Source organism: Pseudomonas phenolilytica, from assembly GCF_021432765.1.
In the GTDB taxonomy this organism is placed as follows: Bacteria; Pseudomonadota; Gammaproteobacteria; order Pseudomonadales; family Pseudomonadaceae; genus Stutzerimonas; species Stutzerimonas phenolilytica.
The window spans coordinates 1,090,034-1,112,493 of sequence record NZ_CP058908.1; the positions used below are offsets into that span (position 1 = coordinate 1,090,034).

Consider the following 22,460-nt stretch of genomic DNA (forward strand, 5'->3'; position numbering starts at 1 on the left):
CCTAGCCAAGTGCGGAAATATCGGCGACACCAAGGAACAGTCCTCTCAGCCGGGCCAGCAAGGCATAACGGTTGGCGCGCACCGAGGCGTCCTCGGCATTGACCAGCACCGCCTCGAAGAAGGCATCCACCGGGCCGCGCAGGTGCGCCAGGCGCTCCAGCGCCTCGCGATACTGGCGCGCGGCGGCCAGCGGCTGCACGGCCTGTTCGGCCTGCTGGATCGCCGAATACAGCGAGAACTCGGTGGCGTTGTCGAACCAGCGTGGTTCGACCGCTTCCGGCAGCTTGGACTCGAACTTGGCCAGCAGGTTGGAGACGCGCTTGTTCGCCGCGGCCAGCGCCTCGGCTTCTGGCAGGGTGCGGAAGGCCTGCACCGCCTGTACGCGCTGATCGAAGTCCAGCGCCGAACCGGGCTGCACGGCACGCACCGAGAGGTAGGCGGCGACGTCGACGCCCTCATCCTCGTAACGCGCACGCAGGCGGTCGAAGATGAACTCCAGCACCTGATCGGCAAGGCCGGCCGACTGGACCTGTGTACCGAACTGGCCGATGGCGAAGTTCACCGCCTCGACTAGGTTCAGGTCCAGCTGCTTCTCGATGAGGATGCGCAGCACGCCGAGGGCGGCGCGCCGCAGTGCATAGGGGTCCTTGGAGCCGGTCGGCAGCATGCCGATGCCGAAGATCCCGACCAGGGTGTCGAGCTTGTCCGCCACTGCCACCGCGGCACCGGTCAGGGTGCCCGGCAGCTCGCCACCGGCGCCACGCGGCATGTACTGCTCGTTCAGCGCCAGTGCAACGTCCTCAGGCTCGCCCTCGTTGAGCGCATAGTAGTAGCCGGCGATGCCCTGCATCTCCGGAAACTCGCCGACCATCTCGGTGGCCAGGTCGGCCTTGCTCAGCAGGCCGGCACGCATGGCGCGCGCCTTGTCGCCGCCGGTGCGCTCGGCGATCAGCCCGGCCAGGCGCGAGACACGCTCGGCCTTGTCGAACACGGTGCCGAGCTGGGCCTGGAACACCACGTTCTTCAGACGATCGTTGAAGCGTTCCAGCGGCTGCTTCTTGTCCTGCTTGAAGAAGAACTCCGCGTCGGTCAGACGCGGACGCACGACCTTCTCGTTGCCGGATACGATCTGCGCCGGGTCCTTCGATTCGATGTTGGCCACGGTGATGAAGCGCGGCAGCAGTTTGCCGTTGGCATCCAGCAGGCAGAAATACTTCTGGTTGTCCTGCATGGTGGAGATGAGCGCCTCCTGCGGTACCTCGAGGAAACGTTCCTCGAACGAGCAGACCAGCGGCACCGGCCACTCCACCAGGGCGGTGACCTCATCGAGCAGCGCCGGCGGCACGATGGCACTGCCGTTCTGCTCGGACGCCAGCTGCTCGACGCGCTTGGCGATCAGCTCGCGGCGCTCGGCGAAGTCGGCGATGACGTGGGCGCCGCGCAGGTCCTCCAGGTAGCCTGCCGGGCTGGAGATGCGCACCTGACCGGGACTGTGGAAGCGGTGGCCGCGCGATTCGCGGCCGGCGCGCTGGGCGAGGATCTCGCAGTCGAGCACCTGCTCGCCGAACAGCATCACCAGCCACTGGGTCGGGCGGACGAACTCGTCCTTGCGTGCGGCCCAGCGCATGCGCTTGGGAATCGGCAGATCGTTCAGCGAGGCTTCGATGATGCCCGGCAGCAACTGGCTGGCGGGCTGGCCCTCGATGGTGCGGCTGAACTTGAGCTTCGGCCCGCTGCGATCGATATCGGCCAGGTCTACGCCACACTTGCGGGCGAAACCCAGGGCAGCCTGGGTCGGCTCACCGTCAGCGTCGAAGGCAGCCTGGATCGGTGGGCCGTCGAGGTTGACGCTGCGGTCCGGCTGCTGGGTCGCCAGCTGCTCGACCAGCACCGCCAGCCGACGTGGCGCGGCGTAGGCGTGGGCCTTGACGAAGCCCAGGCCGGCGTCCTTCAGGCCCTTCTCGATACCGGCGAGGAAGGCCTCGCTCAGGGTTTTCAGTGCCTTGGGCGGCAGCTCTTCGGTACCCAGTTCGACCAGAAAATCCAATGCACTCATTCTTGAGCCTCCAGCTTGGCCAGCACTTCGTCACGCAGTTCGGGGGTGGCCATGGGGAAGCCGAGTTTGGCGCGGGCCAGCAGGTAGCTCTGGGCGATCGAGCGCGCCAGGCTGCGCACACGCAGGATGTACTGCTGGCGCGCGGTGACCGAAATGGCGCGGCGGGCATCGAGCAGGTTGAAGGTGTGCGAGGCCTTGACCACCATCTCGTAGGCCGGCAGCGGCAGCTCGGCGGCCATCAGCCGGTTGGCTTCGCTCTCGTAGAAATCGAAGAGTTCGAACAGCTTCGGCACGTTGGCGTGCTCGAAGTTGTAGGTCGACTGTTCAACCTCGTTCTGGTGGAACACATCGCCATAGGTCACGGTGCCGAACGGGCCGTCGGCCCAGATCAGGTCGTACACCGAGTCCACACCCTGCAGGTACATGGCCAGGCGCTCGAGACCGTAGGTGATCTCGCCGGTGACCGGGTAGCACTCGACGCCACCGACCTGCTGGAAGTAGGTGAACTGGGTGACTTCCATGCCGTTGAGCCAGACTTCCCAGCCCAGGCCCCAGGCGCCGAGCGTCGGCGATTCCCAGTTGTCCTCGACGAAGCGCACGTCGTGCACCGAGGTGTCGACACCGATGCGGCGCAGCGACTCCAGGTACAGGTCCTGGATGTTGTCCGGGTTGGGCTTCAACACCACCTGGAACTGGTAGTAGTGCTGCAGGCGGTTGGGGTTCTCGCCGTAGCGGCCGTCGGCCGGACGGCGCGAAGGCTGCACGTAGGCGGCGTTCCAGGTCTCGGGACCGATGGCGCGCAGGAAGGTGGCGGTGTGGAAGGTACCGGCGCCCATTTCCATGTCGTAGGGCTGCAGAACCACGCAACCCTGCTCGGCCCAGTAGCTCTGCAGGGCGAGGATCAGGTCTTGGAAGGTGCGCACGGCAGGCGTAGTCTGGCTCAAAATTTCACCTGTGCTGGGCTTCGACAGAAAGCCTCGGAGTATACCTCCCGCGCCCCTGCGCTTGCGACGGTTTCCGGGCACGGCACGCCGGCGCGAGGATGGCTATGCCACGTTGCAACTGGTGCGGCAGCGACCCGCTGTACATCGCCTACCACGATCACGAATGGGGCGTGCCGACGCGCGACCCACAGGTGTTGTTCGAATTCCTCTTGCTCGAAGCCTTCCAGGCCGGGCTCTCCTGGATCACCGTATTGCGCAAGCGCGAGCGCTACCGGCAGGTGCTGTTCGGTTTCGATGCCGAGCGTCTGGCGATCATGAGCGACGCCGAGATCGACGAGCGCATGCAGGACCCGGGCATCATTCGCAACCGCCGTAAGCTCGAAGCCGCGCGTGGCAACGCCTGCGCCTGGTTGCGGCTGGACGATCCGGCCGGCTTCGTCTGGTCATTCGTCGGTGGTGCGCCGAAGATCAACCGCTTCGCGCGCATCGATCAGGTGCCGGCGGTCTCCGCCGAAGCCGAGGCCATGAGCAAGGCGCTGAAGAAGGCTGGTTTCAGCTTCGTCGGTCCGACCATCTGCTACGCCTACATGCAGGCCTGCGGCATGGTCATGGACCATCTGATCGACTGCGAGCGGCATGCCGCACTGGCTGGACCGATCCCGCTCGGCACGTGGCGTGCGGATGACGTTTAGCGATCGCGTGGCGGTGGAACGCCGCCGCTCCACCCTGTCCGGCGCAAGCAGGTAAACTCGCGTTTTTGCTACCGGAGTGCGGCGTGGAAAAACTCAAAGGTGCCCTGGTGGTCGGCGCGCTGCGCCTGGTGGCGATGCTGCCCTGGCCGGCGGTGCAGGGGCTCGGCTCGGCAATCGGCTGGCTGATGTGGAAACTGCCCAATCGCTCGCGTGAGGTCGCACGGACCAACCTGCACAAGTGCTTTCCCGAACTCGACGCCGGGCAGCTGGACGCCCTGCTCGGCCGCACCCTGCGCGATATCGGCAAGACCTTTACCGAAAGTGCCTGCGCCTGGATCTGGCCGGCGCACAAGACCCTCGGTCTGATCAAGCAGGTCGAAGGCCTCGACGTGCTGGAACAGGCGCTGGCGTCCGGCAAGGGCGTGGTCGGCATCACCAGCCACCTGGGCAACTGGGAGGTGCTGAATCACTTCTACTGCGCGCAGTGCAAGCCGATCATCTTCTACCGTCCGCCGAAGCTCAAAGCGGTGGACGATCTGCTGCAGGAGCAGCGCGTGCAGCTGGGCAACCGTGTCGCGCCGTCGACCCGCGAAGGCATTCTCAGCGTGATCAAGGAAGTCCGCCGCGGCGGCTCGGTGGGCATCCCGGCCGATCCCGAGCCGAGCGAAGGCAGCGGCCTGTTCGTGCCGTTCTTCGCCATCCAGGCGCTGACCAGCAAGTTCGTGCCCGGCATGCTCGCCGGCGGCAAGGCGGTCGGCGTGTTCCTGCACGCACTGCGCCTGGAGGATGGTTCCGGCTTCAAGGTGATCCTCGAAGCGGCGCCCGAAGGTATGTACAGCGAGGATGTGGAAACCGCCGTGGCGGCCATGAGCGCGACGATCGAGAAATACGTGCGCGCTTATCCGAGCCAGTACATGTGGACGATGAAGCGCTTCAAGAAGCGCCCGCCGGGGGAGAAACGCTGGTACTGAGCGGGCCAGACGATAACGACAACAAGGACGAGCAAGCATGAGCAACCAACGCCAGTACCCGCGCACCAGCATGAAATGCCGGATTCGCATCAGCCATCCCGCCTTCGGCGATGTCTTCGCGCACACCCGCGATCTGTCGGATGGCGGCGTCTACATCAGGCATCCCGAGTTGGCGGCGCTGGCGCCTGGCAGCGTGGTGACCGGCCAGGTGCAGGATCTGCCGATCCCGGCGCCGGTGCTGCGGCTGGAAGTGATGCGAGTGGATGCCGAAGGCGCCGGCCTGCGTTTTCTGCAGGACGACTGACGCGCGCGCTCAGTCAGGCGTGAGCTTGTCGAGGCGGCGCAGGAACAGCGTCATTTCCTTTTCCGCCTGCTTGTCGCCCCGCGCGACGGCGGCGGCGATGCCCTGCTGCCAGGCCTGGCGTGCGCCGGCGATGTCGTCGTCGGCCTGCAGGGCCTTGCCGAGCAGCTTCCAGGCGGCCGAATACTTCGGATCGAGCTCCACGCAGCGCCGCAGATGCAGGGCCGCCCGGCCCGGCTCGCCGGCATCCAGATAACCCTTGCCCAGGCCGAAGCGCAGCATCGGGTTGTCCATGCCTTGCGAGAGCATCTTTTCCAGGGATTCGAGCATCATCAGACCCTTAGCGCAGAGTGCGCGGTGCTTTTCACACTGTAGTGCACGGCCTCTGCCGGGCAAGGCCGGCAGCATACGCCATTGGTCTGAGGCGGCGCACCGCCTTCACGCGGGTGCGCCGGCGACGGCCGTCTAGAAGAACGTCAGGCCGGCCTGGAACAGCCGTTCCACGTCGCGGATGTGTTTCTTGTCGACGAGGAACAGGATCACATGGTCGCCGGAAGCGATCACCGTGTCGCCGTGGGCGATCAGGACTTCTTCGTCGCGGATCACCGCGCCGATGGTGGCGCCGGGCGGCAGGGCGATCTGGCTGATCATGCGGCCGATCACCTTGCTCGAGCGCGCATCGCCGTGGGCGACCACTTCGATGGCCTCGGCCGCTCCGCGGCGCAGCGAATGCGCGCTGACGATGTCGCCGCGCCGCACATGGGTGAGCAGCGTGCCGATGGTCGCCAGCTGCGGACTGATGGCGATGTCGATATCGCCGCCCTGCACCAGGTCGACGTAGGCCGGGTTGTTGATGATGCACATCACCTTGCGCGCGCCGAGGCGCTTGGCCAGCAGCGAGGACATGATGTTGGCCTCGTCGTCGTTGGTCAGCGCGAGGAATACGTCGGCATCGTTGATGTTTTCTTCCACCAGCAGATCGCGATCCGAAGCGCTGCCCTGCAGGATCACCGTGCTGTCGAGCGCGTCCGACAGATAACGGCAGCGCGCCGGGTTCATCTCGATGATCTTCACCTGATAGCGGCTTTCGATGGCCTCGGCCAGCCGTTCGCCGATGTGCCCGCCGCCGGCGATGACGATGCGCTTGTAGTTCTCGTCCAGACGGCGCATCTCGCTCATCACCGCGCGGATATGGCCCTTGGCAGCGATGAAGAACACCTCATCGTCGGCTTCGATCACTGTGTCGCCCTGCGGCAGGATCGCGTGGTTGCGGCGGAAAATCGCCGCCACCCGCGTATCGACGTTGGGCATGTGGCGGCGGATCTGGCGCAGCTCCTGACCCACCAGCGGGCCGCCGTAGTAGGCGCGCACCGCTACCAGCTGCGCCTTGCCGCCGGCGAAATCGATCACCTGCAGCGAGCCGGGGTGTTCGATCAGCCGCTTGATGTAGTTGGTGACCACCTGCTCGGGGCTGATCAGTACGTCGACGGGAATCGCCTCGTTGTTGAACAGGCCGCTACGTACCAGATAGGCCGGCTCGCGCACCCGGGCGATCTTGGTTGGGGTGTGAAACAGCGTGTAGGCGACCTGGCAGGCAACCATATTGGTCTCGTCGCTGTTGGTCACCGCCACCAGCATGTCGGCATCGTCGGCGCCAGCCTGACGCAGCACGGTGGGGAACGAGGCGCGCCCTTGCACGGTGCGGATGTCCAGGCGATCGCCGAGGTCGCGCAGGCGGTCGCCATCGGTGTCGACCACGGTGATGTCGTTCGCTTCGCCGGCGAGATGTTCGGCGAGGGTGCCGCCGACTTGGCCGGCGCCGAGGATGATGATCTTCAAGACTGGACTCCCGAAACGGCGTTAGCGCCGGATACGCCACGTGGCTGCGCGGCGATCTTGATCAGCTTTGCGTAGTAGAAACCGTCGTGACCGTCGACCTGCGGCAGCAGCTGGCGCCCGTGCGGCTGCGTCACGCCGAAGCCGGCGGGCAGGTCCAGCTCGCGTGCGCCCGGCGTGCGGGCGAGGAAGGCGGCGATCACCTCGCGATTCTCGGTCGGCAGCACCGAGCAGGTCGCATAAAGCAGCACGCCGCCGACCTCCAGCGTCGGCCACAAGGCGTCGAGCAGCTCGCCCTGCAGCGCGGCGAGCGGTGGAATGTCCTCGGCCTGCCGGGTCAGCTTGATGTCCGGATGCCGGCGAATTACACCGGTCGCCGAACAGGGCGCGTCGAGCAGGATGCGCTGAAACGGCCTTCCGTCCCACCATTGGTCGATGGCGCGGGCGTCGGCGGCCAGCAGGCGGGCGCTGAGCTGCAAGCGGTCGAGGTTTTCCTGTACCCGGGCCAGCCGCTTGGGTTCCAGATCCAGGGCGACCACCTCGGCCAGTTGCGGCTCGCGTTCGAGCAAGTGGCAGGTCTTGCCGCCCGGCGCGCAGCAGGCGTCCAGCACGCGTTGGCCGGGGCCGAGATCGAGCAGCCCGGCGGCCAGCTGCGCGGCTTCGTCCTGTACGCTGACGCGGCCGTCGGCGAAGCCGGGCAGCTGCTGCACGTCGCAGGGGCTGGCCAGGCGGATACCGTCTTCGCTGAAATCGCAGGCGAAGGCTTCGATGCCGGCGGCCTGCAGCTCGGCGAGATACTGCTCGCGGCTGCCCTGGCGACGGTTGACCCGCAGCATCATCGGCGGATGCGCATTATTGGCGGCGCAGACCGCTTCCCACTGATCCGGCCAATGCGCCTTGAGCGCCTTCTGCAACCAGCGCGGATGGGCGACGCGGATCACCGGGTCGTGCTCGAGCTCGGCCAGCAGCGCCTCGCCCTCGCGCTGGGCGCGGCGCAGCACGGCATTGAGCAGACCCTTGGCCCAGGGCTTCTTCAGCTTGTCGACGCAGCCGACCGTCTCGCCGATGGCGGCGTGCGCGGGGATGCGGGTGTGCAGCAACTGGTAGAGGCCTACCAGCAGCAGCGCCTCGACGTCGTGATCGGCGGCCTTGAACGGTTTCTGCAGCAGCTTGGCCGCCAGCCCGGCCAGCCGCGGTTGCCAGCGTGCAGTGCCGAAGGCCAGCTCCTGGGTCAGGCCGCGATCGCGCGCATCGACCTTGCCGAGCACCTCGGGCAGGCTGCTGCCCAGCGAGGCCTTGCCCGACAGCACGACGCTCAGCGCACGGGCCGCCGCCAGGCGCGGATTCATTGGCCGAGGACCTGGCCGGCGGCGAACTGCTCGCGGCGGCTGTTGTACAGGTCGGCGAAGTCCAGCGGCTTGCCGCCGGGTAGCTGCAGGCGGGTCAGGCTCAGCGCGCCCTCGCCGCAGGCGACGGTCAGCCCGTGCCTGCTCGCCTCGAGGATGTGTCCCGGCTCGCCCTGCCCGGCGCCGACGCGCGCAGCGTGGATTTTCAGCGCATCGCTGCCAAGCGTGGTGTGGCAGATCGGCCACGGATTAAAGGCGCGGACCAGCCGTTCCAGCTCGACCGCCGGACGGCGCCAGTCGATGCGCGCCTCGTCCTTGCTCAGCTTATGCGCATAGGTGGCGAGGGCATCGTCCTGGGGCTCGGGTTGCAGTGTGCCGGCAGCCAGTGCGTCGACTGCCCGCACCACGGCCTGCGAGCCGAGTGCGGCGAGGCGGTCGTGCAGCGTGCCGCCAGTGTCTTCGGCCGTGATCGGCGTGCTGACCTTGAGCAGCATCGGTCCGGTATCCAGCCCCGCTTCCATCTGCATCACCGTCACGCCGGATGCATCATCGCCGGCTTCGATCGCACGCTGGATCGGCGCCGCGCCGCGCCAGCGCGGCAGCAGGGAGGCATGGCTGTTGATGCAGCCCAGGCGCGGCAGGTCGAGCACCGCCTGCGGCAGGATCAGGCCGTAGGCGACTACCACCATCAGATCGGCCTGCAGCGCTGCCAGCTCGGCCTGCGCCGCCGGATCGCGCAGGGTCTGCGGTTGATACACCGGGATGCCGTGCTGCACGGCGAGCTGCTTGACCGGACTCGGCGCCAGCTTCTGCCCGCGCCCGGCGGGGCGATCCGGCTGGGTGTAGACGGCAACGACAGTGCGGCCCGCATCGAGCAGTGCCTGCAGATGCTGGGCGGCGAACTCCGGGGTACCGGCAAAAACGATGCGCATGGACTGGGTCATGGGGGGGCTCGCTAAGAAAAAAGGCCTGCCGTAGCAAGCCTTTCGGGGGAACGGTGATCAAGCCTGCTGGCGGTGCAGTTTTTCCAGCTTCTTCTTGATCCGGTCGCGCTTGAGGCTGGACAGGTAATCGACGAACAGCTTGCCGTTGAGGTGATCGCATTCGTGCTGGATGCACACCGCGAGCAGGCCCTCAGCGATGATCTCGTAGGGCTGGCCGTCGCGGTCCAGCGCCTTGACCTTGACCTTCTGTGGGCGATCGACGTTCTCGTAGAAGCCCGGCACCGACAGGCAGCCTTCCTGATACTGGTCCATCTGCTCGGTCAGCGCTTCGAATTCGGGATTGATGAATACCCGCGGTTCGCTCTTGTCCTCGGACAGGTCCATCACCACCACGCGCTTGTGCACGTTGACCTGCGTTGCGGCCAGGCCGATTCCCGGTGCCTCGTACATGGTTTCGAACATGTCGTCGATCAACTGACGGATGCCGTCATCGACCACATCCACCGGTTTAGCGATGGTGCGCAGGCGCGGATCGGGAAACTCAAGGATGTTCAGAATGGCCATATGCGTTTGTGATGCACTTATGGAATAAAGTCAAAAGCCGCTGCTAAGATGCCCGGCAGCTCGGAAACCGGCTTCACGCCGCATTCCACAAGGGTTCCGCGGCGCTAGGGCGCTTCAGGCGAAGGCACATCATAAAGGGATTCACCACATGAGGAAATCACTACTCGCCCTGCTGCTGGTGGCGGTGGGCGGTATCGCCCAGGCCGCGGTGCAGCTGAAGGACGACCATCCGCAGCGCTATACCGTGGTGAAAGGCGACACCCTGTGGGGCATCTCCGGGCGCTTCCTCAAGGAACCCTGGAAATGGCCGGAACTCTGGCACGCCAACCCGCAGATCGAGAACCCGCATCTGATCTATCCCGGCGACAGCCTGAGCCTGGTCTACATCGACGGCCAGCCGCGGCTGGTGCTCAACCGCGGCGCCTCGCGCGGCACCATCAAGCTTTCGCCGACAGTGCGCACCACACCGATGGCCGACGCCATCCCGACCATTCCGCTGGAGGCGATCAACAGCTTCCTGCTGAGCAACCGCATCGTCGACAGCGAAGAACAGTTCAAGGGCGCGCCGTACATCGTTGCCGGCAATGCCGAGCGCGTGGTCAGCGGCGCCGGTGACCGCGTCTACGGGCGTGGCGCGTTCGCCGAGGACATCCCGGTATACGGCATCTTCCGTCAGGGCAAGAGCTACGTCGATCCGGACAGCGGCGAGTTCCTTGGCATCAACGCCGACGACGTCGGCACGGCGGAAATCGTCGAGCGCGAAGGCGACATCGCCACCCTGCAGCTCAGCCGCACCAGCCAGGAAGTACGCCTCGGCGACCGGTTGTTCGCCAGCGAAGAGCGTTCGGTGAATTCCACCTTCATGCCCAGTGCGCCGGCCAGCGAAATCGATGGACTGATCATCGACGTGCCGCGCGGCGTGACCCAGATCGGCCAGTTCGACGTGGTGACGCTGAACAAGGGTCGCCGTGATGGCCTGCAAGACGGTAACGTGCTGGCCGTGTACAAGACTGGCGAAACCGTGCGCGACCGGGTGACCGGCGAGAACGTGAAGATTCCCGACGAGCGCTCCGGCCTGCTGATGGTCTTTCGCACCTACGAGAAGCTCAGCTACGGCCTGGTGCTGCAGGCCACCCGCTCGCTGGCGGTGCGCGACAAGATCCGCAACCCCTGAACCACAAGCCCCGCCGATGCGGGGCTTGTTCTATCCACCGTCAAAAAACACCGCACGGATGCGGTGTGCTGAGCAAGGAGTGCTCGCCCATGCCGTCCCTCTCGCCTGCCGAACTCGATGCCCGCCTACGCCTGCATCTGCTGCCCGAGCTGGGGCCGCGCCGCTGGCAGCGCCTGCTTGGAGCCTTCGCCAATGCCGCTTCGGCGCTGAGTGCGCCGGCCAGTGCCTGGCGTTCGCTGGGGTTGCCGGCCGGCTGTGCCGAAGCGCGGCGTAGCGATGCCGTTCGCGAGCGAGCCAGTGCCGCGCTGGCTTGGCTCGAGCAGCCGGGCCATCATCTGCTGTGCTGGGACGACCCGAACTACCCGGCGCTGCTCGGCGAACTGGCCGACGCGCCGCCACTGCTGTTCGTCGCCGGTGATCCCACGCTGCTCGAGCAGCCGCAACTGGCGATGGTTGGCAGCCGCCGCGCGTCGCGGCCGGGGCTGGACAATGCCCGAGCGTTCGCGCGCAGCCTCGCCGGTGGCGGCTTCGTGATCACCAGCGGACTGGCACTGGGCATCGACGGTGCCGCGCATCAGGGTGCGCTGGATGCGGGCGGCAGGACCGTCGCCGTACTCGGCACCGGCCTGCAGCGGCTCTATCCGCAGCGCCATCTGTGCCTGGCTGAAGCCATCGTCGAGGGCGGTGGCGCGCTGGTGTCCGAGCTGCCGCTGGATTGCCCGCCGCAGGCCGGCAACTTCCCGCGGCGCAACAGGATCATCAGCGGCCTGGCGCTCGGCGTGCTGGTGGTCGAGGCGAGCCCGTCGAGCGGCTCGCTGATTACCGCCCGCCTGGCGGCCGAGCAGGGGCGCGAGGTCTACGCGATACCGGGCTCGATCCATCATCCGGGCGCGCGCGGTTGCCACCAGCTGATCCGCCAGGGTGCGACGCTGGTGGAAAGCGTCGAGGACGTGCTCGAAGGCCTGCGTGGCTGGCGGCAGCTGGCACCGGCCGACCTGCCGGCAGCCGCGCCGGCTTCGCATCCGCTGCTTGCCGCACTGCTTGCCGCGCCGATGACCAGCGAGGCCCTGGCGGCAGAGGCACAGCTGCCGCTGGCGCAGTTGCTGGCCCAGCTCACCGACCTCGAGCTGGACGGCCTGGTCGCCAACGAAAACGGCCTCTGGTGCGCGCGCCAACCTTGAGCGTCAGGTGATTTTCCCGTGAGCTTGGGTACACTGCCGCGGTCTTTTGCATGGAGGTCGCCATGATCGGCAGTTGGCGTATACAACAGGTCGCCCGGGTAGTGCGGGCCGGTGGCGTGATCGCCTATCCGACCGAGGCCGTCTGGGGGCTGGGTTGCGACCCGTGGGCTGCGGACGCCGTCCAGCGGCTGCTGGAGCTGAAGATGCGCCCGATGGAGAAGGGCCTGATCCTGGTCGCCGCGCACATCGACCAGTTCGACTTCCTCCTCGATGATCTGCCCGAACGCTGGCTCGATCGCCTCGTCGGCACCTGGCCGGGGCCGAACACCTGGTTGGTGCCGCACCGTGAACGGCTGCCGGAATGGATCACCGGTCAGCATGACAGCGTGGCGCTACGGGTCAGCAATCATCCGCTGGTGGCCAGGCTCTGCGCGTTGACCGGGCCGCTGGTATCGACCTCGGCCAACCCTGCCGGTCGCCCGGCCGCGCGTTCGCGGCTGCGGGTCGAGCAGTACTTCCCCGGCCAGCTGGACGCCGTCCTCAACGGTCCGCTGGGCGGGCGACGCAATCCGAGCACGATCCGCGACGTGCGCAGCGGCGAGGTGATCCGCGCGAGCTAGCGGCCGGTCATTGCGCCTCCGACTTGAGGCGCCCGCGCGGTGCGCCGTTACGGCAGCAGGATCGTCGAGCCGGTGGTTTCCCGTGCGGCCAGGCGGCGTTGGGCTTCGGCGGCGTCGCGCAACGGATAGCGCTGGCCGATCTCGATGTGGATCCGGCCGCTTTCGATCATCGCGAACAGCTCATCGGCCATCGCCTGCAGGCGTTCGGGCGAGTCGGCATAACCGGCGACCGTCGGCCGGGTGACGAACAGCGAGCCCTTCTGCGCCAGCACGCCGAGGTTCACCCCGGTGACGGCGCCGGAGGCGTTGCCGAAGCTGACCAGCAATCCGCGCGGGGCGACGCAGTCCAGCGAGATTTCCCAGGTGTCCTTGCCCACCGAGTCGTAGACCACTGGGCATTTGCGTCCGTCGGTCAGCTCCAGCACGCGCTGGACGACGTCTTCCCGGCTGCGGTCGATGGTCGCCCAGGCGCCCAGCGCCCGCGCACGTTCGGCCTTCTCGGCCGAGCCGACCACCCCGATCAGCCGCACGCCCAGCGCCTTGGCCCACTGACAGGCGATCGAGCCGACGCCACCGGCCGCGGCGTGGAACAGCACGGTATCGCCGGCCTGCAGCGGGTGGGTCTGGCGCAGCAGGTACTGGCAGGTCAGGCCCTTGAGCATCGCCGCGGCAGCCTCTTCGAAGCTGATCGAGTCCGGCAGCTTCACCAGATTCCCCGCCGGCAGCACGTGATGCTCGGCGTAAGCCCCCAGTGGTCCGGTGCCATAGGCAACGTGGTCGCCGGGCTGAAAGGCAGTGACGCCCTTGCCCACTGCCTCGACCACCCCGGCGCCTTCGTTGCCCAGCCCCGAGGGCAGGCTCGGCGGTGCGTAGAGGCCGCTGCGGAAATAGGTGTCGATGAAGTTCAGGCCGATGGCGTGATTGCGTACGCGAACTTCGCCCGGCCCCGGTTCGGCCACCGGCGCGTCGACCAGTTCGAGAACCTCGGGACCGCCGTGCTGGCGGAATTGAATGCGCTGCGACATCTCAGGCTCCTGCTGGGGATCAAAGAGACCTATCCAACCTGCCGAGCCTGCTTTAGTCAATCGAGCGGATGCTATGCTTGCCGGCCCGATCCACGCCCCGACACCCCTGCGCCCGGCTCCGCTCGCGCGCGGTGCCGTCATTCGCAAGGTGATTCGTGAACGTTCGAACCGAAGCCGTCAAAGCCTACCTGCTCTCGTTGCAGGACCGCATCTGCGCCGCCCTGGAGGCCGAAGATGGCCGCGCGCGCTTCATCGAGGATGCCTGGACTCGGCCCGGCGGGGGCGGCGGTCGCACCCGTGTGATCGAGAACGGCGCGCTGATCGAGAAGGGTGGGGTCAACTTCTCCCACGTGTTCGGCACCGGCCTGCCACCCTCGGCCAGCGCGCATCGGCCGGAGCTGGCCGGGCGCGGCTTCCAGGCGCTCGGTGTATCGCTGGTGATCCACCCGGAGAACCCCCACGTGCCGACCTCGCATGCCAACGTGCGCTTCTTCATCGCCGAGAAGGAAGGCGAGGAGCCAGTCTGGTGGTTCGGCGGCGGGTTCGACCTCACGCCCTACTACGGCGTCGAGGAAGACTGCGTGCACTGGCACCGGGTCGCGCGCGATGCCTGTGCACCGTTCGGCGCCGACGTCTATCCGCGCTACAAGGAATGGTGCGACCGCTATTTCCACATCAAGCACCGCAACGAACCGCGCGGGGTCGGCGGTCTGTTCTTCGACGATCTCAACCAGTGGGACTTCGATACCTGTTTCGCCTTCCTGCGCGCGGTCGGCGATGCCTATCTGGAGGCCTACCTGCCGATTGTCCGCAGGCGCAAGGACACGCCCTATGGCGAGCGCCAGCGCGAATTCCAGGCCCTGCGCCGCGGCCGCTACGTCGAGTACAACCTGGTCTATGACCGCGGCACGCTGTTCGGCCTGCAATCGGGCGGGCGCACCGAATCGATCCTGATGTCACTGCCGCCGCGGGTGAGCTGGGGGTATGACAAGCAGCCGCAAGCCGGTTCGGCCGAAGCTCGGCTGACCGAATACTTCCTCAAGGACCGCGATTGGCTGGCAGAGTGCTCCTGAGTACAACCCTGCGCCTAATGCCCGTAAAAATAACTCGTTGATGTAGAAGGAATTCTGGATGGACCGCTACGGCGTCTTCGGCAATCCTATCGGCCACAGCAAGTCGCCGCAGATCCATGCGCTGTTCGCCGCGCAGACCGGCCAGGCGCTGCGCTACGACCCGCTGCTGGCGCCGCTGGAGGAATTTCCGGCATTCGCCCGGGCGTTCTTCGAGAGCGGTCAGGGTGCCAACGTCACCGTGCCGTTCAAGGAACAGGCCTATCGCCTCGTCGACCAGCTGACCGAGCGCGCCCGCCGCGCCGGTGCGGTCAATACCTTGAAGAAGCTCGCCGACGGGCGCCTGCTCGGCGACAACACCGATGGCGTCGGCCTGGTCAACGATTTGCGCAACGCCGGCATCGAGCTGGCCGGCCGGCGCGTGCTGCTGCTTGGCGCCGGCGGTGCCGTGCGTGGCGTGCTCGAACCGCTGCTGGCACAGCGCCCTGCCGCCTTGCTGATCGCCAACCGCACGCCGGCCAAGGCCGAACAGCTGGCCGCCGAATTCGCCGAACTCGGGCCGATCTCTGCCTGCAGCTTCGCCGACGTGCCGGCCCCGGTCGACCTGATCATCAACGGCACTTCGGCCAGCCTGGGCGGTGACGTGCCGCCCCTGGCCGACGCGCTGATCGTTCCCGGCCGGACCTTCTGCTACGACATGATGTACGCGGCCGCGCCGACGGCGTTCTGCCAGTGGGCGAGCGCGCGCGGCGCCCGGGTGCGTGACGGCCTCGGCATGCTGGTGGAACAGGCCGCGGCGGCGTTCGAGCTGTGGCGCGGCGTGCGTCCCGAAACCGCGCCGGTGCTCGCCGAACTGCGCCGCCAACTCGCCGGCTGAGGGCGCTCAGAGACGGAACTGAATACGCTGGTGCAGGTGTTGCGGGCGCTCCAGCTCGTCGAGCATGCCGGCGGCGATGCGGCGCAGCTGCACGCGTGGATCGTTGCGCGGCAGCCCGGCGACGTCGCTCAGATCATCGATGGACAGCTCCTCGCCCGCCGTGCCGGCATCCACCAGCGTCCATTTCAGCGGGTGCGAGGCGATCAGCTTCAGCGCGGCGTCCAGTTCCGATTCCTCTGCATGCGCCGCGAAGTCGGCCACCAGCATCAGGCGCTCGACACCGGCTTCGGTCATGCCGTTGAGCAGCGTGTACACCGCCTGGTAGAGGTCCTGCGGCTGGCCGACGATGGCGGCGTCCGGGGCGCTGGGCACCGACGGGCTGTCGAACAGGCAGATCACGCCATCCATGCCGGCCACGCTGCGCGCCACGCTGGCGACGTCGAACAGGTCGCCGGGCTTGGTACGCAGCCCGGGACGCGCGGTGATCGAGTTGCAGTCGTTGAGCAGGGCCACAGCCTCGTGCTGCCGGCTCAGCAGTTCGCAGAGCACGGCACTGCCCAGGCTGGAATGCGCTCCGTAGAGCGCGAACTTCAGGCGTGGCGTTTCGGCGTTGAGCATGGCGGCCGTCTCTTAGCGCCGCGTGACCAGATAGCCGATCAACGCGCAGGCACCGGCGGCCAGTGCCACCGTGGTCCACGGATGCGCGCGGGCGCAATCCTTGGCCATGCGACTGGCATCGCGGGTACGCCGCGACAGGTCGGCGCAGTGCTCATCCCAGTGAGTGTCGTGCCAGAGCGCTTCGGCACGCGAGCGCAGATCCTGCAGACCGTGGCGGGAGCCGCGCGTGGCGTCGTGTCTGAGCTCGTCTAGGGCGCGCATGAGGGTATCGATCTCGTGCTGGACTTCGGCACGCGTGGTGGGTGTGTGGCTGAATCGCGACATGTGAGGCCTCCCCTGCAATCGATGTGAGCCAATTTGGACTCTGCGCCCTACCAAAGGTGCCACTCCGCCCAGGAACGGGGCAGCGCGATTGAGCGGGCCGCGCTACGCTCAGCGTAGTCGATGCTTGCGGCCTCGGCGCATCGCACGCGAAAGCTGCGGTCCGCCTGGGGCGCGCATATACTGCGCGCCGCGTCTGTCGTTGCGGCGCGTCCCGTTTCCGAACCTTTCTGTGGGTGAAATCCGTGAAGCTACGTCAATCGTTCCTGGGGCTGCTGCTGGGATGCGGCGGTATCGTGCTGGCCACGCTGGCCTGCGCCGCGCCCAAGGGCCAGCAGGAACTGGCATCCGGCAGCGCCCTGCTGGTCGACCTGCGGACCAGTGAAGTGCTCTATTCGAGCAATCCCGACCTGGTGGTGCCGATCGCCTCGGTGACCAAGCTGATGACCGCGATGGTGGTGCTCGATGCCAAGCTGCCGCTGGACCAGGTGCTGCCGGTCACCATTCGCGAAGCGGTCGAGATGCGCGGCGTCTACTCGCGCGTGCGCCTGGGCAGTGAGATCAGCCGGCGCAACATGCTGCTGCTGACCCTGATGTCCTCGGAGAACCGCGCGGCGGCCAGCCTGGCGCACCATTACCCGGGCGGCTACGGCGCCTTTATCCAGGCGATGAACGCCAAGGCGCGGGCGCTGGGCATGAGCAGCACGCGTTACGTCGAGCCGACCGGGCTCTCCGAACGCAACGTCTCCAGCGCCAACGATCTGGTCAAACTGATCCGCGCCAGCCAGCATTACCCGCTGATCGAGCAGTTCAGCACTACCACCGAGAAGACCGTGGCGTTCCGCAAGCCGAGCTACACCCTCGGTTTTCGCAACACCAACGCGCTGGTGCGCAAGCCCAACTGGGACATCCAGCTGACCAAGACCGGCTTCACCAACGCCGCCGGTCATTGCCTGGTGATGCGCACCACCATGAATCGGCGCCCGGTGGCCTTCGTGGTGCTGGATGCGTTCGGCAAGTACACGCACATGGCCGACGCCAACCGGCTGAAGAAGTGGGTCGAGACCGGTGCCGTCACGCCGGTGCCGGCGGCGGCGCTGGCCTACAAGCAGCAGAAGATGGCCCAGCGCCAACAGATGCTGCAGGCCGCGCAGTAGCAGGATGGAGAAATGAAAAAACGCCGCATCGCGGCGTTTTTTTATGGTTGCCGGCTCAGAGTGAGCCGAGCCGCTGGACGAACAGGAAGAACACCAGCAGCACGCTATTGATCGCCCAGGCGGCGGTCAGCAGTCGCGCCATGTCGCCATAAAGCCTGTTGCGCACGTTGTCGGCGCACAGCCAGATTTCCATGATGATCCAGGCCGTGTAGCCGAGAATCAGCCCGAACATCAGCAGGTTGGTCGCCAGCGAGGCGCCGTTGAAATAGGCGAACAGCGCCATGCCCCAGAGAATCTGGCTGGGGATCACGCCATAGAGCCAGAACACCACGCCCAGCGGGCGTTTGATCAACAGGGAAGCCAGTGGGGATGACGATTTCATGGCTGCGATCCTTATTCCAGAGGGCTCGGCCATCATCCGCAGGACACTGCGGGTGGCGTGGACGAGGCGGCTTGCGAATGCCGCGCTCGATTTCACTCTAGCCCTGTCCCATCTGCGACGCAATGCCGCACCCTGCGAAGCCTCCGCGCGAATTTCTTGCGTTTGCGCAATTTCATTAGTTGATATTAATTCTTAAGATCACTCGCCTCCTCCACCCGCGGATCGCTCATGCGCCGTAGCCGTACGACAGCCTGGATTGCCCTCGCGGCCATGCTCCTGCATCTGCTGGCGATGCCGCTTGCCGGCAGCCTGTCGGCCGAGACCAAGCGCCTGCTCGGCTGGGGCGGCTACTGTCCGCTGGCGCAGCAGCTCGAACATGCCGGCCATGCGCAGGCGGCGGCCGATCAGCACGATTCCGGGCCGGCTGCGCACCACGCCAGCATGCCGCAGTGCTGTTGCGGTGCCGGTTTCGCCGGGCTCGCCGTTCTGCCCAGTGCCACGCCGTCGCTGCCCGATCCACATGCCCTGCTGCGGGTGCGCCTGCCCGCCGAGCCCGCATCGCTGCCAGCGCCGCGCCAGCAATGGCCGGCGCTCAACCCGCGCGCATCCCCCCTCGCCTGAAGCGGGCCGACCGGCCCTTTCGTTCATCGAACCGTACTTGCCGCCGCGGCTGTGGCCGCGCGCCCGTACCCGATCACCCGGCGTTTGAGCGTCGGGACACGAATCGCTTCAAGGAAACTCATCGATGGTCTTTCACCCGCGCGCCCCGCGCCACTCCACCCTGCCCTGCCTGCTGGCCAGCTCGGCCCTGCTGTCGCTCTGCGCAATGGCGCACGCCGACAACCGCGCCGACTCCGCCCTGAGTCTGGGCAGCAGCACCGTCACCGCCGACGGCAGCGGTCCGCTGCAGACCAGCAGCGTCATCAGCTCGGTCGACCTGCTCGGCGGCGACATCCTCGAGCAGCAGCCGGTGCTCTACAGCTGGGAACTGTTCCGCCGCGCGCCGGGCGTGATGCTCACCGAGTTCGGCCAGGGCACCAGCTCCGGCAAGCTGTCGTTCCGCGGCTTCAATGGCGAGGGCGAGGTCAACGCGGTCAAGCTGCTGATCGACGGCATTCCGAGCAACAGCAACGACGGCAACATGCCCTACCTGGATATGCTGTTCCCGCTGGAGATCGACGGCATCGAGGTGGTGCGTGGCACCAACGACCCGCGCTACGGCCTGTACAACATCGCCGGCAACGTCACCGTGCATTCGCGCACCGGCGGCGAATACGGCAAGGCGCGGCTGCGCTACGGCAGCTTCGACACCCAGGAACTGCAGGTGGCCAAGGGCATCGAGGGCAGCAACTGGACGCAGAACTACTTCATCGGCCAGCAGAAGAGCGGCGGCTATCGCGACCACGCCGACGCCGAGCGCACCAGCCTGTCCGGCAAGTGGTTCTACCAACCGGACGCCGCCGCCTGGCGCCTGGGCCTGATCGCCCGCCACTACCAGGCCGATGCCAACGAGCCGGGTTACCTGTCACGCGAGGATGCGCGCCGCTCGCCGCGCGAGTCCTACGCGCTGTCGGCCACCGACATGGGCGAGCGCGAGATGAACCAGCTCAGCCTGCACCTGGACAGCGAGCTGGCCACCGATCTGTCGTGGGCCACCAAGGTCTGGCTCAACACCCTGGACGACGACCGCTGGGTGCGCTTCTCGCAGTCGGCGCCGCAGCAGCAGCGCACCACCGAGGAGCGCCACTACGGTGCGCGCAGCTCGCTGACCTACCGTCCGGAGGTGGCCTGGCTGCATGACTTTTCCCTCGAAGGCGGGCTCGACACCGAGCAGCAACGCAACCGCAGCGAGCGCTTTACCACCGTCGAACGCGAGCCGGTGACGCAGACCCGCGACCAGCGCTTCGACTACGACAGCTACGGCGCCTACCTGCAGGCGGTGATCCAGCCGGTGGAGTCGCTGAAGCTCATCCCGGCGTTTCGCGTTGATCGCATCGAGGGCGACTACACCGACGAGCTGACCGGCAAGGACTATTCGATCAACGACTACGGCAGCATCGAGCAGCCGAAGATCAGCCTGGTCTACACCCCGGTGAAGGCGCTCAGCCTCTACGGCAACTGGGGCCGCACCTTCCAGATCGGCACCGGCGCCGCGGCGTACAAGGTGCCGCCGCGCACCACCGACCTGTCGCCGTCGATCAACGACGGCTGGGAGACCGGCATCAAGTTCAATCCGACGCCCTGGCTCGACGGCCGCATCGCCTACTGGGAGCAGGTCGCCTCCGACGAAGTGCGGCGCCGGCTCAACGACCCCAGCGGCGAATCGGAAAACCTCGGGCAGACGCGTCGCTGGGGTTACGACGCCCAGCTCAACCTCTACCCGAGCGCGGAGCTGAGCCTGTGGCTGGCGCACTCCTGGCAGTTCTCCGAGATCGAGAAAGCCGACCCGAGCCTGCCGGCCAGCCAGGGCCAGGAGATCGATCACGTGCCGCAGCGCCTGTATTCGGCCGGCAGCACCTACCAGGCGACGCCGGACCTGCAGCTCAGCGCCTGGCTCAACGGCCAGACCGACTACTACCTCGAGCGCGAGAACACCCAGGGCACCTACGGCGGCTATGTGCTGTTCAACCTCGGTGCCAACTACCAGCTGACCGAGCAGCTGGCCGTCGACCTGCAGCTGAAGAACCTCACCGATCGCTACTACGAGTACGTCTGGTACGACGGCGTGCAGTCGCTGCATGCGCCGGGTGACGGCCGCGCGCTGTACGCCGCCGTGACCCTGGACTTCTGAGCGGCATGAAGCGCTACCTGTTCCTGGCGCACCGCTGGCTCGGCATCGTCCTCGGCGTGTTCGTGCTGCTGTGGATCGTCAGCGGCATGGTGATGCTCTACGTCGGCTATCCCAAGCTGACCAGCGCCGAGCACCTGGCGCGGCTGGCACCGCTGGCCGGCGATTGCTGCGTCGCACCCGGGGTGGCGCTGGCGGCCGCGGGCGGCGCACGCCCAGCGAGCCGTCTGCGCCTGACCAGCGCCGGCGGCTCGCCGCGATACCTGCTCGATCACGGCGACGGCCCGCTGATCGCGGTCGATGCACAGAGCGGTCGGCGCATCGAGCGGATCGGTCCGGGCGAGGCACTGGCCAGTGCGCGGCAGTTCGCCGGGGGCGCCGCGGTTCGGCTCCTCGACCTGATCGAGGAGGACGCCTGGACGCGCAACCACGCGCTGGCGCGCGAACGGCCGCTGTACCGGGTGCAGAGCGCGGACGCCGAAGGCCGTCTGCTCTACGTCTCCAGCCATACCGGGCTGGTGGTACGCGACGCGACCGCGCGGGAACGTGCCTGGAACTACCTGGGCGCCTGGCTGCACTGGCTGTATCCGCTGCGCGAGGTGTTGCCCAAGGCGGCCTGGGCCGTGGCGCTGGTCTACGGTGCGCTGCTGGCGGGGCTGATGGTGCTGCTCGGGCTGCTGGTCGGCGTGCTGCGCTGGCGCTTCGCCGGTCGCTACCGCAACGGTTCGCGCTCGCCCTACCCAGGCGGCGTCGGGCGCGTGCACCATGTCGGCGGCCTGCTCGGCGGCGGCGTGCTGCTGCTCTGGCTGCTCAGCGGGATGCTGTCGATGGAACCCTGGGGGCTGTTCCAGAGCCGCTCGGGCATCAGCGCCGGGACGCTGGCGGGCGCGCCGCTGCCGCTCGACGCCTTGTCCGACGATCTGCACAGCAGCCTGCAGCGCCTGCGCGAGGCCGGCATCGAGGCGGTCGAGCTGGACTGGTACATGCTCGCCGGTGAGCCCTACCTGCTGGGTCGCGATGCCCGAGGCGAGACGCGCCTGCTGGCACTGGGCGACGCCGCGGCGCGGCTGCGGCTGCCGCGCGCCGAGCTGGAGCGCGCGGTGCAGCAGGCCTGGCCCGAGTTGGCGCCAACCTTCGACTGGCTCGAACAGGCGGACCGACACTACTACGCGCGCAGCGAGCCCAGCCTGTACAGCGACCTGCCGCGCCGCCTGCCGGTGCTGCGCGTGCGCTTCGACGATCCGGCGGCGACCTGGCTGCACATCGACCCCTACAGCGGCGCGGTGATCGAGCAGCTCGACGAGCGTCGGCGCGCGGTGCGCTGGGTGTTCAAGCTGCTGCACAGCTGGGACTGGCTGCCGCTGCTGCAGCGTCCGTGGCTGCGCGACGGCCTGCTGCTGGCGGGCAGCGCCGGCGTGCTGTTGCTCGCGGCCAGCGGTGTGCTGCTCGGCTGGCGGCGGCTGCGGCGCAAACCGCGGCGGCGCACGGAGGTCGCGGCGAAGGCGGCTGCGCCGTCACGCTAGGCAGGCGGATGCAACGATGGCGAGGCGCTCGACTCCAATCGCTATATCGCCCTGTCTTGCCCCAACGGAT

General features: G+C 67.4%; 23 protein-coding genes. 12 read left to right on the forward strand and 11 right to left on the reverse strand.

All coding sequences use genetic code 11. The features are described from left to right. Position 1 precedes the first annotated feature (1 nt). On the reverse strand, positions 2-2,056 hold the full coding sequence (glyS, locus tag HU825_RS05220; protein ID WP_234303060.1) for a glycine--tRNA ligase subunit beta: 2,055 nt from the start codon (positions 2,054-2,056) through the stop codon (positions 2-4). Next, entirely contained in the window at positions 2,053-3,000 is a 948-nt protein-coding gene (gene glyQ / locus HU825_RS05225) for a glycine--tRNA ligase subunit alpha (protein ID WP_043294910.1), read from the reverse strand. The genes glyS and glyQ overlap by 4 nt, the downstream gene beginning before the upstream one ends. A 104-nt stretch (positions 3,001-3,104) precedes the next feature. Here glyQ and HU825_RS05230 point away from each other — a divergent pair, with 104 nt between their 5' ends. The 3 genes from HU825_RS05230 to HU825_RS05240 all read left to right on the forward strand — a co-directional run bounded on the left by HU825_RS05230 (position 3,105) and on the right by HU825_RS05240 (position 4,967). After that, positions 3,105-3,692, forward strand: coding sequence for a DNA-3-methyladenine glycosylase I (locus tag HU825_RS05230; protein ID WP_043294909.1), 588 nt, complete (start codon positions 3,105-3,107; stop codon positions 3,690-3,692). A gap of 83 nt (positions 3,693-3,775) precedes the next feature. Then, complete coding sequence (locus HU825_RS05235; RefSeq protein ID WP_043294908.1) at positions 3,776-4,663, forward strand: lysophospholipid acyltransferase; 888 nt, start codon at positions 3,776-3,778, stop codon at positions 4,661-4,663. Positions 4,664-4,700: 37 nt separating this feature from the next. Continuing rightward, positions 4,701-4,967 (forward strand): PilZ domain-containing protein, encoded by a 267-nt coding sequence (locus HU825_RS05240; protein WP_043294907.1) that lies wholly within the window; start codon positions 4,701-4,703, stop codon positions 4,965-4,967. 9 nt (positions 4,968-4,976) lie between these two features. Here the strand turns inward: HU825_RS05240 and HU825_RS05245 are convergent, their stop codons facing one another. The 5 genes from HU825_RS05245 to def form a co-directional block, all read right to left on the reverse strand. Beyond that, on the reverse strand, positions 4,977-5,294 hold the full coding sequence (locus HU825_RS05245) for a tetratricopeptide repeat protein (protein WP_043295104.1): 318 nt from the start codon (positions 5,292-5,294) through the stop codon (positions 4,977-4,979). A 135-nt stretch (positions 5,295-5,429) separates the two neighbouring features. Further along, positions 5,430-6,803, reverse strand: coding sequence for a Trk system potassium transporter TrkA (trkA, locus tag HU825_RS05250; protein ID WP_043294906.1), 1,374 nt, complete (start codon positions 6,801-6,803; stop codon positions 5,430-5,432). After that, a complete protein-coding gene (gene rsmB / locus HU825_RS05255; protein WP_156715842.1) occupies positions 6,800-8,149 on the reverse strand; it encodes a 16S rRNA (cytosine(967)-C(5))-methyltransferase RsmB in 1,350 nt (449 codons plus the stop codon). Before rsmB ends, trkA begins: the two co-directional genes overlap by 4 nt. Beyond that, positions 8,146-9,090, reverse strand: coding sequence for a methionyl-tRNA formyltransferase (fmt, locus tag HU825_RS05260; protein ID WP_234303061.1), 945 nt, complete (start codon positions 9,088-9,090; stop codon positions 8,146-8,148). The genes rsmB and fmt overlap by 4 nt, the downstream gene beginning before the upstream one ends. A 57-nt stretch (positions 9,091-9,147) precedes the next feature. Further along, complete coding sequence (gene def / locus HU825_RS05265; protein ID WP_054094224.1) at positions 9,148-9,654, reverse strand: peptide deformylase; 507 nt, start codon at positions 9,652-9,654, stop codon at positions 9,148-9,150. 148 nt (positions 9,655-9,802) lie between these two features. Here def and HU825_RS05270 point away from each other — a divergent pair, with 148 nt between their 5' ends. The 3 genes from HU825_RS05270 (at position 9,803) to HU825_RS05280 (ending at position 12,629) form a co-directional block, all read left to right on the forward strand. Next, a complete protein-coding gene (locus HU825_RS05270) occupies positions 9,803-10,828 on the forward strand; it encodes a LysM peptidoglycan-binding domain-containing protein (protein ID WP_043294903.1) in 1,026 nt (341 codons plus the stop codon). A gap of 89 nt (positions 10,829-10,917) precedes the next feature. After that, on the forward strand, positions 10,918-12,009 hold the full coding sequence (gene dprA, locus HU825_RS05275) for a DNA-processing protein DprA (protein ID WP_054094222.1): 1,092 nt from the start codon (positions 10,918-10,920) through the stop codon (positions 12,007-12,009). Between the two features lie 62 nt (positions 12,010-12,071). Further along, a complete protein-coding gene (locus HU825_RS05280) occupies positions 12,072-12,629 on the forward strand; it encodes an L-threonylcarbamoyladenylate synthase type 1 TsaC (RefSeq protein ID WP_043294901.1) in 558 nt (185 codons plus the stop codon). 47 nt (positions 12,630-12,676) lie between these two features. On the opposite strand, the gene HU825_RS05285 is transcribed toward HU825_RS05280, so the two are convergent. Beyond that, positions 12,677-13,654, reverse strand: coding sequence for a quinone oxidoreductase family protein (locus HU825_RS05285; protein ID WP_156715846.1), 978 nt, complete (start codon positions 13,652-13,654; stop codon positions 12,677-12,679). 155 nt (positions 13,655-13,809) lie between these two features. On the opposite strand from HU825_RS05285, the gene hemF reads away from it, so the two are divergent. Beyond that, positions 13,810-14,727, forward strand: a complete 918-nt coding sequence (gene hemF, locus HU825_RS05290) for an oxygen-dependent coproporphyrinogen oxidase (protein WP_054094220.1) — start codon at positions 13,810-13,812, stop codon at positions 14,725-14,727. A gap of 58 nt (positions 14,728-14,785) precedes the next feature. Further along, positions 14,786-15,601, forward strand: a complete 816-nt coding sequence (gene aroE / locus HU825_RS05295; RefSeq protein ID WP_234303062.1) for a shikimate dehydrogenase — start codon at positions 14,786-14,788, stop codon at positions 15,599-15,601. Positions 15,602-15,607: 6 nt separating this feature from the next. Here the strand turns inward: aroE and HU825_RS05300 are convergent, their stop codons facing one another. Next, complete coding sequence (locus HU825_RS05300) at positions 15,608-16,219, reverse strand: NAD(P)-dependent oxidoreductase (protein WP_234303063.1); 612 nt, start codon at positions 16,217-16,219, stop codon at positions 15,608-15,610. Between the two features lie 12 nt (positions 16,220-16,231). Then, positions 16,232-16,543, reverse strand: coding sequence for an ElaB/YgaM/YqjD family protein (locus HU825_RS05305; RefSeq protein WP_234303064.1), 312 nt, complete (start codon positions 16,541-16,543; stop codon positions 16,232-16,234). Positions 16,544-16,785: 242 nt separating this feature from the next. Between HU825_RS05305 and pbpG the strand changes: the two genes are divergently transcribed. Continuing rightward, positions 16,786-17,697, forward strand: a complete 912-nt coding sequence (pbpG, locus tag HU825_RS05310) for a D-alanyl-D-alanine endopeptidase (protein ID WP_138300749.1) — start codon at positions 16,786-16,788, stop codon at positions 17,695-17,697. A gap of 55 nt (positions 17,698-17,752) precedes the next feature. Here the strand turns inward: pbpG and HU825_RS05315 are convergent, their stop codons facing one another. Beyond that, a complete protein-coding gene (locus HU825_RS05315) occupies positions 17,753-18,079 on the reverse strand; it encodes a hypothetical protein (RefSeq protein ID WP_043294895.1) in 327 nt (108 codons plus the stop codon). 228 nt (positions 18,080-18,307) lie between these two features. Between HU825_RS05315 and HU825_RS05320 the strand changes: the two genes are divergently transcribed. The 3 genes from HU825_RS05320 (at position 18,308) to HU825_RS05330 (ending at position 22,390) form a co-directional block, all read left to right on the forward strand. Next, positions 18,308-18,700 (forward strand): DUF2946 family protein, encoded by a 393-nt coding sequence (locus tag HU825_RS05320; RefSeq protein WP_138300750.1) that lies wholly within the window; start codon positions 18,308-18,310, stop codon positions 18,698-18,700. Between the two features lie 124 nt (positions 18,701-18,824). Next, complete coding sequence (locus tag HU825_RS05325; protein ID WP_431978446.1) at positions 18,825-20,870, forward strand: TonB-dependent receptor; 2,046 nt, start codon at positions 18,825-18,827, stop codon at positions 20,868-20,870. Between the two features lie 5 nt (positions 20,871-20,875). Beyond that, a complete protein-coding gene (locus HU825_RS05330; protein WP_234303065.1) occupies positions 20,876-22,390 on the forward strand; it encodes a PepSY domain-containing protein in 1,515 nt (504 codons plus the stop codon). Positions 22,391-22,460 lie beyond the last annotated feature (70 nt).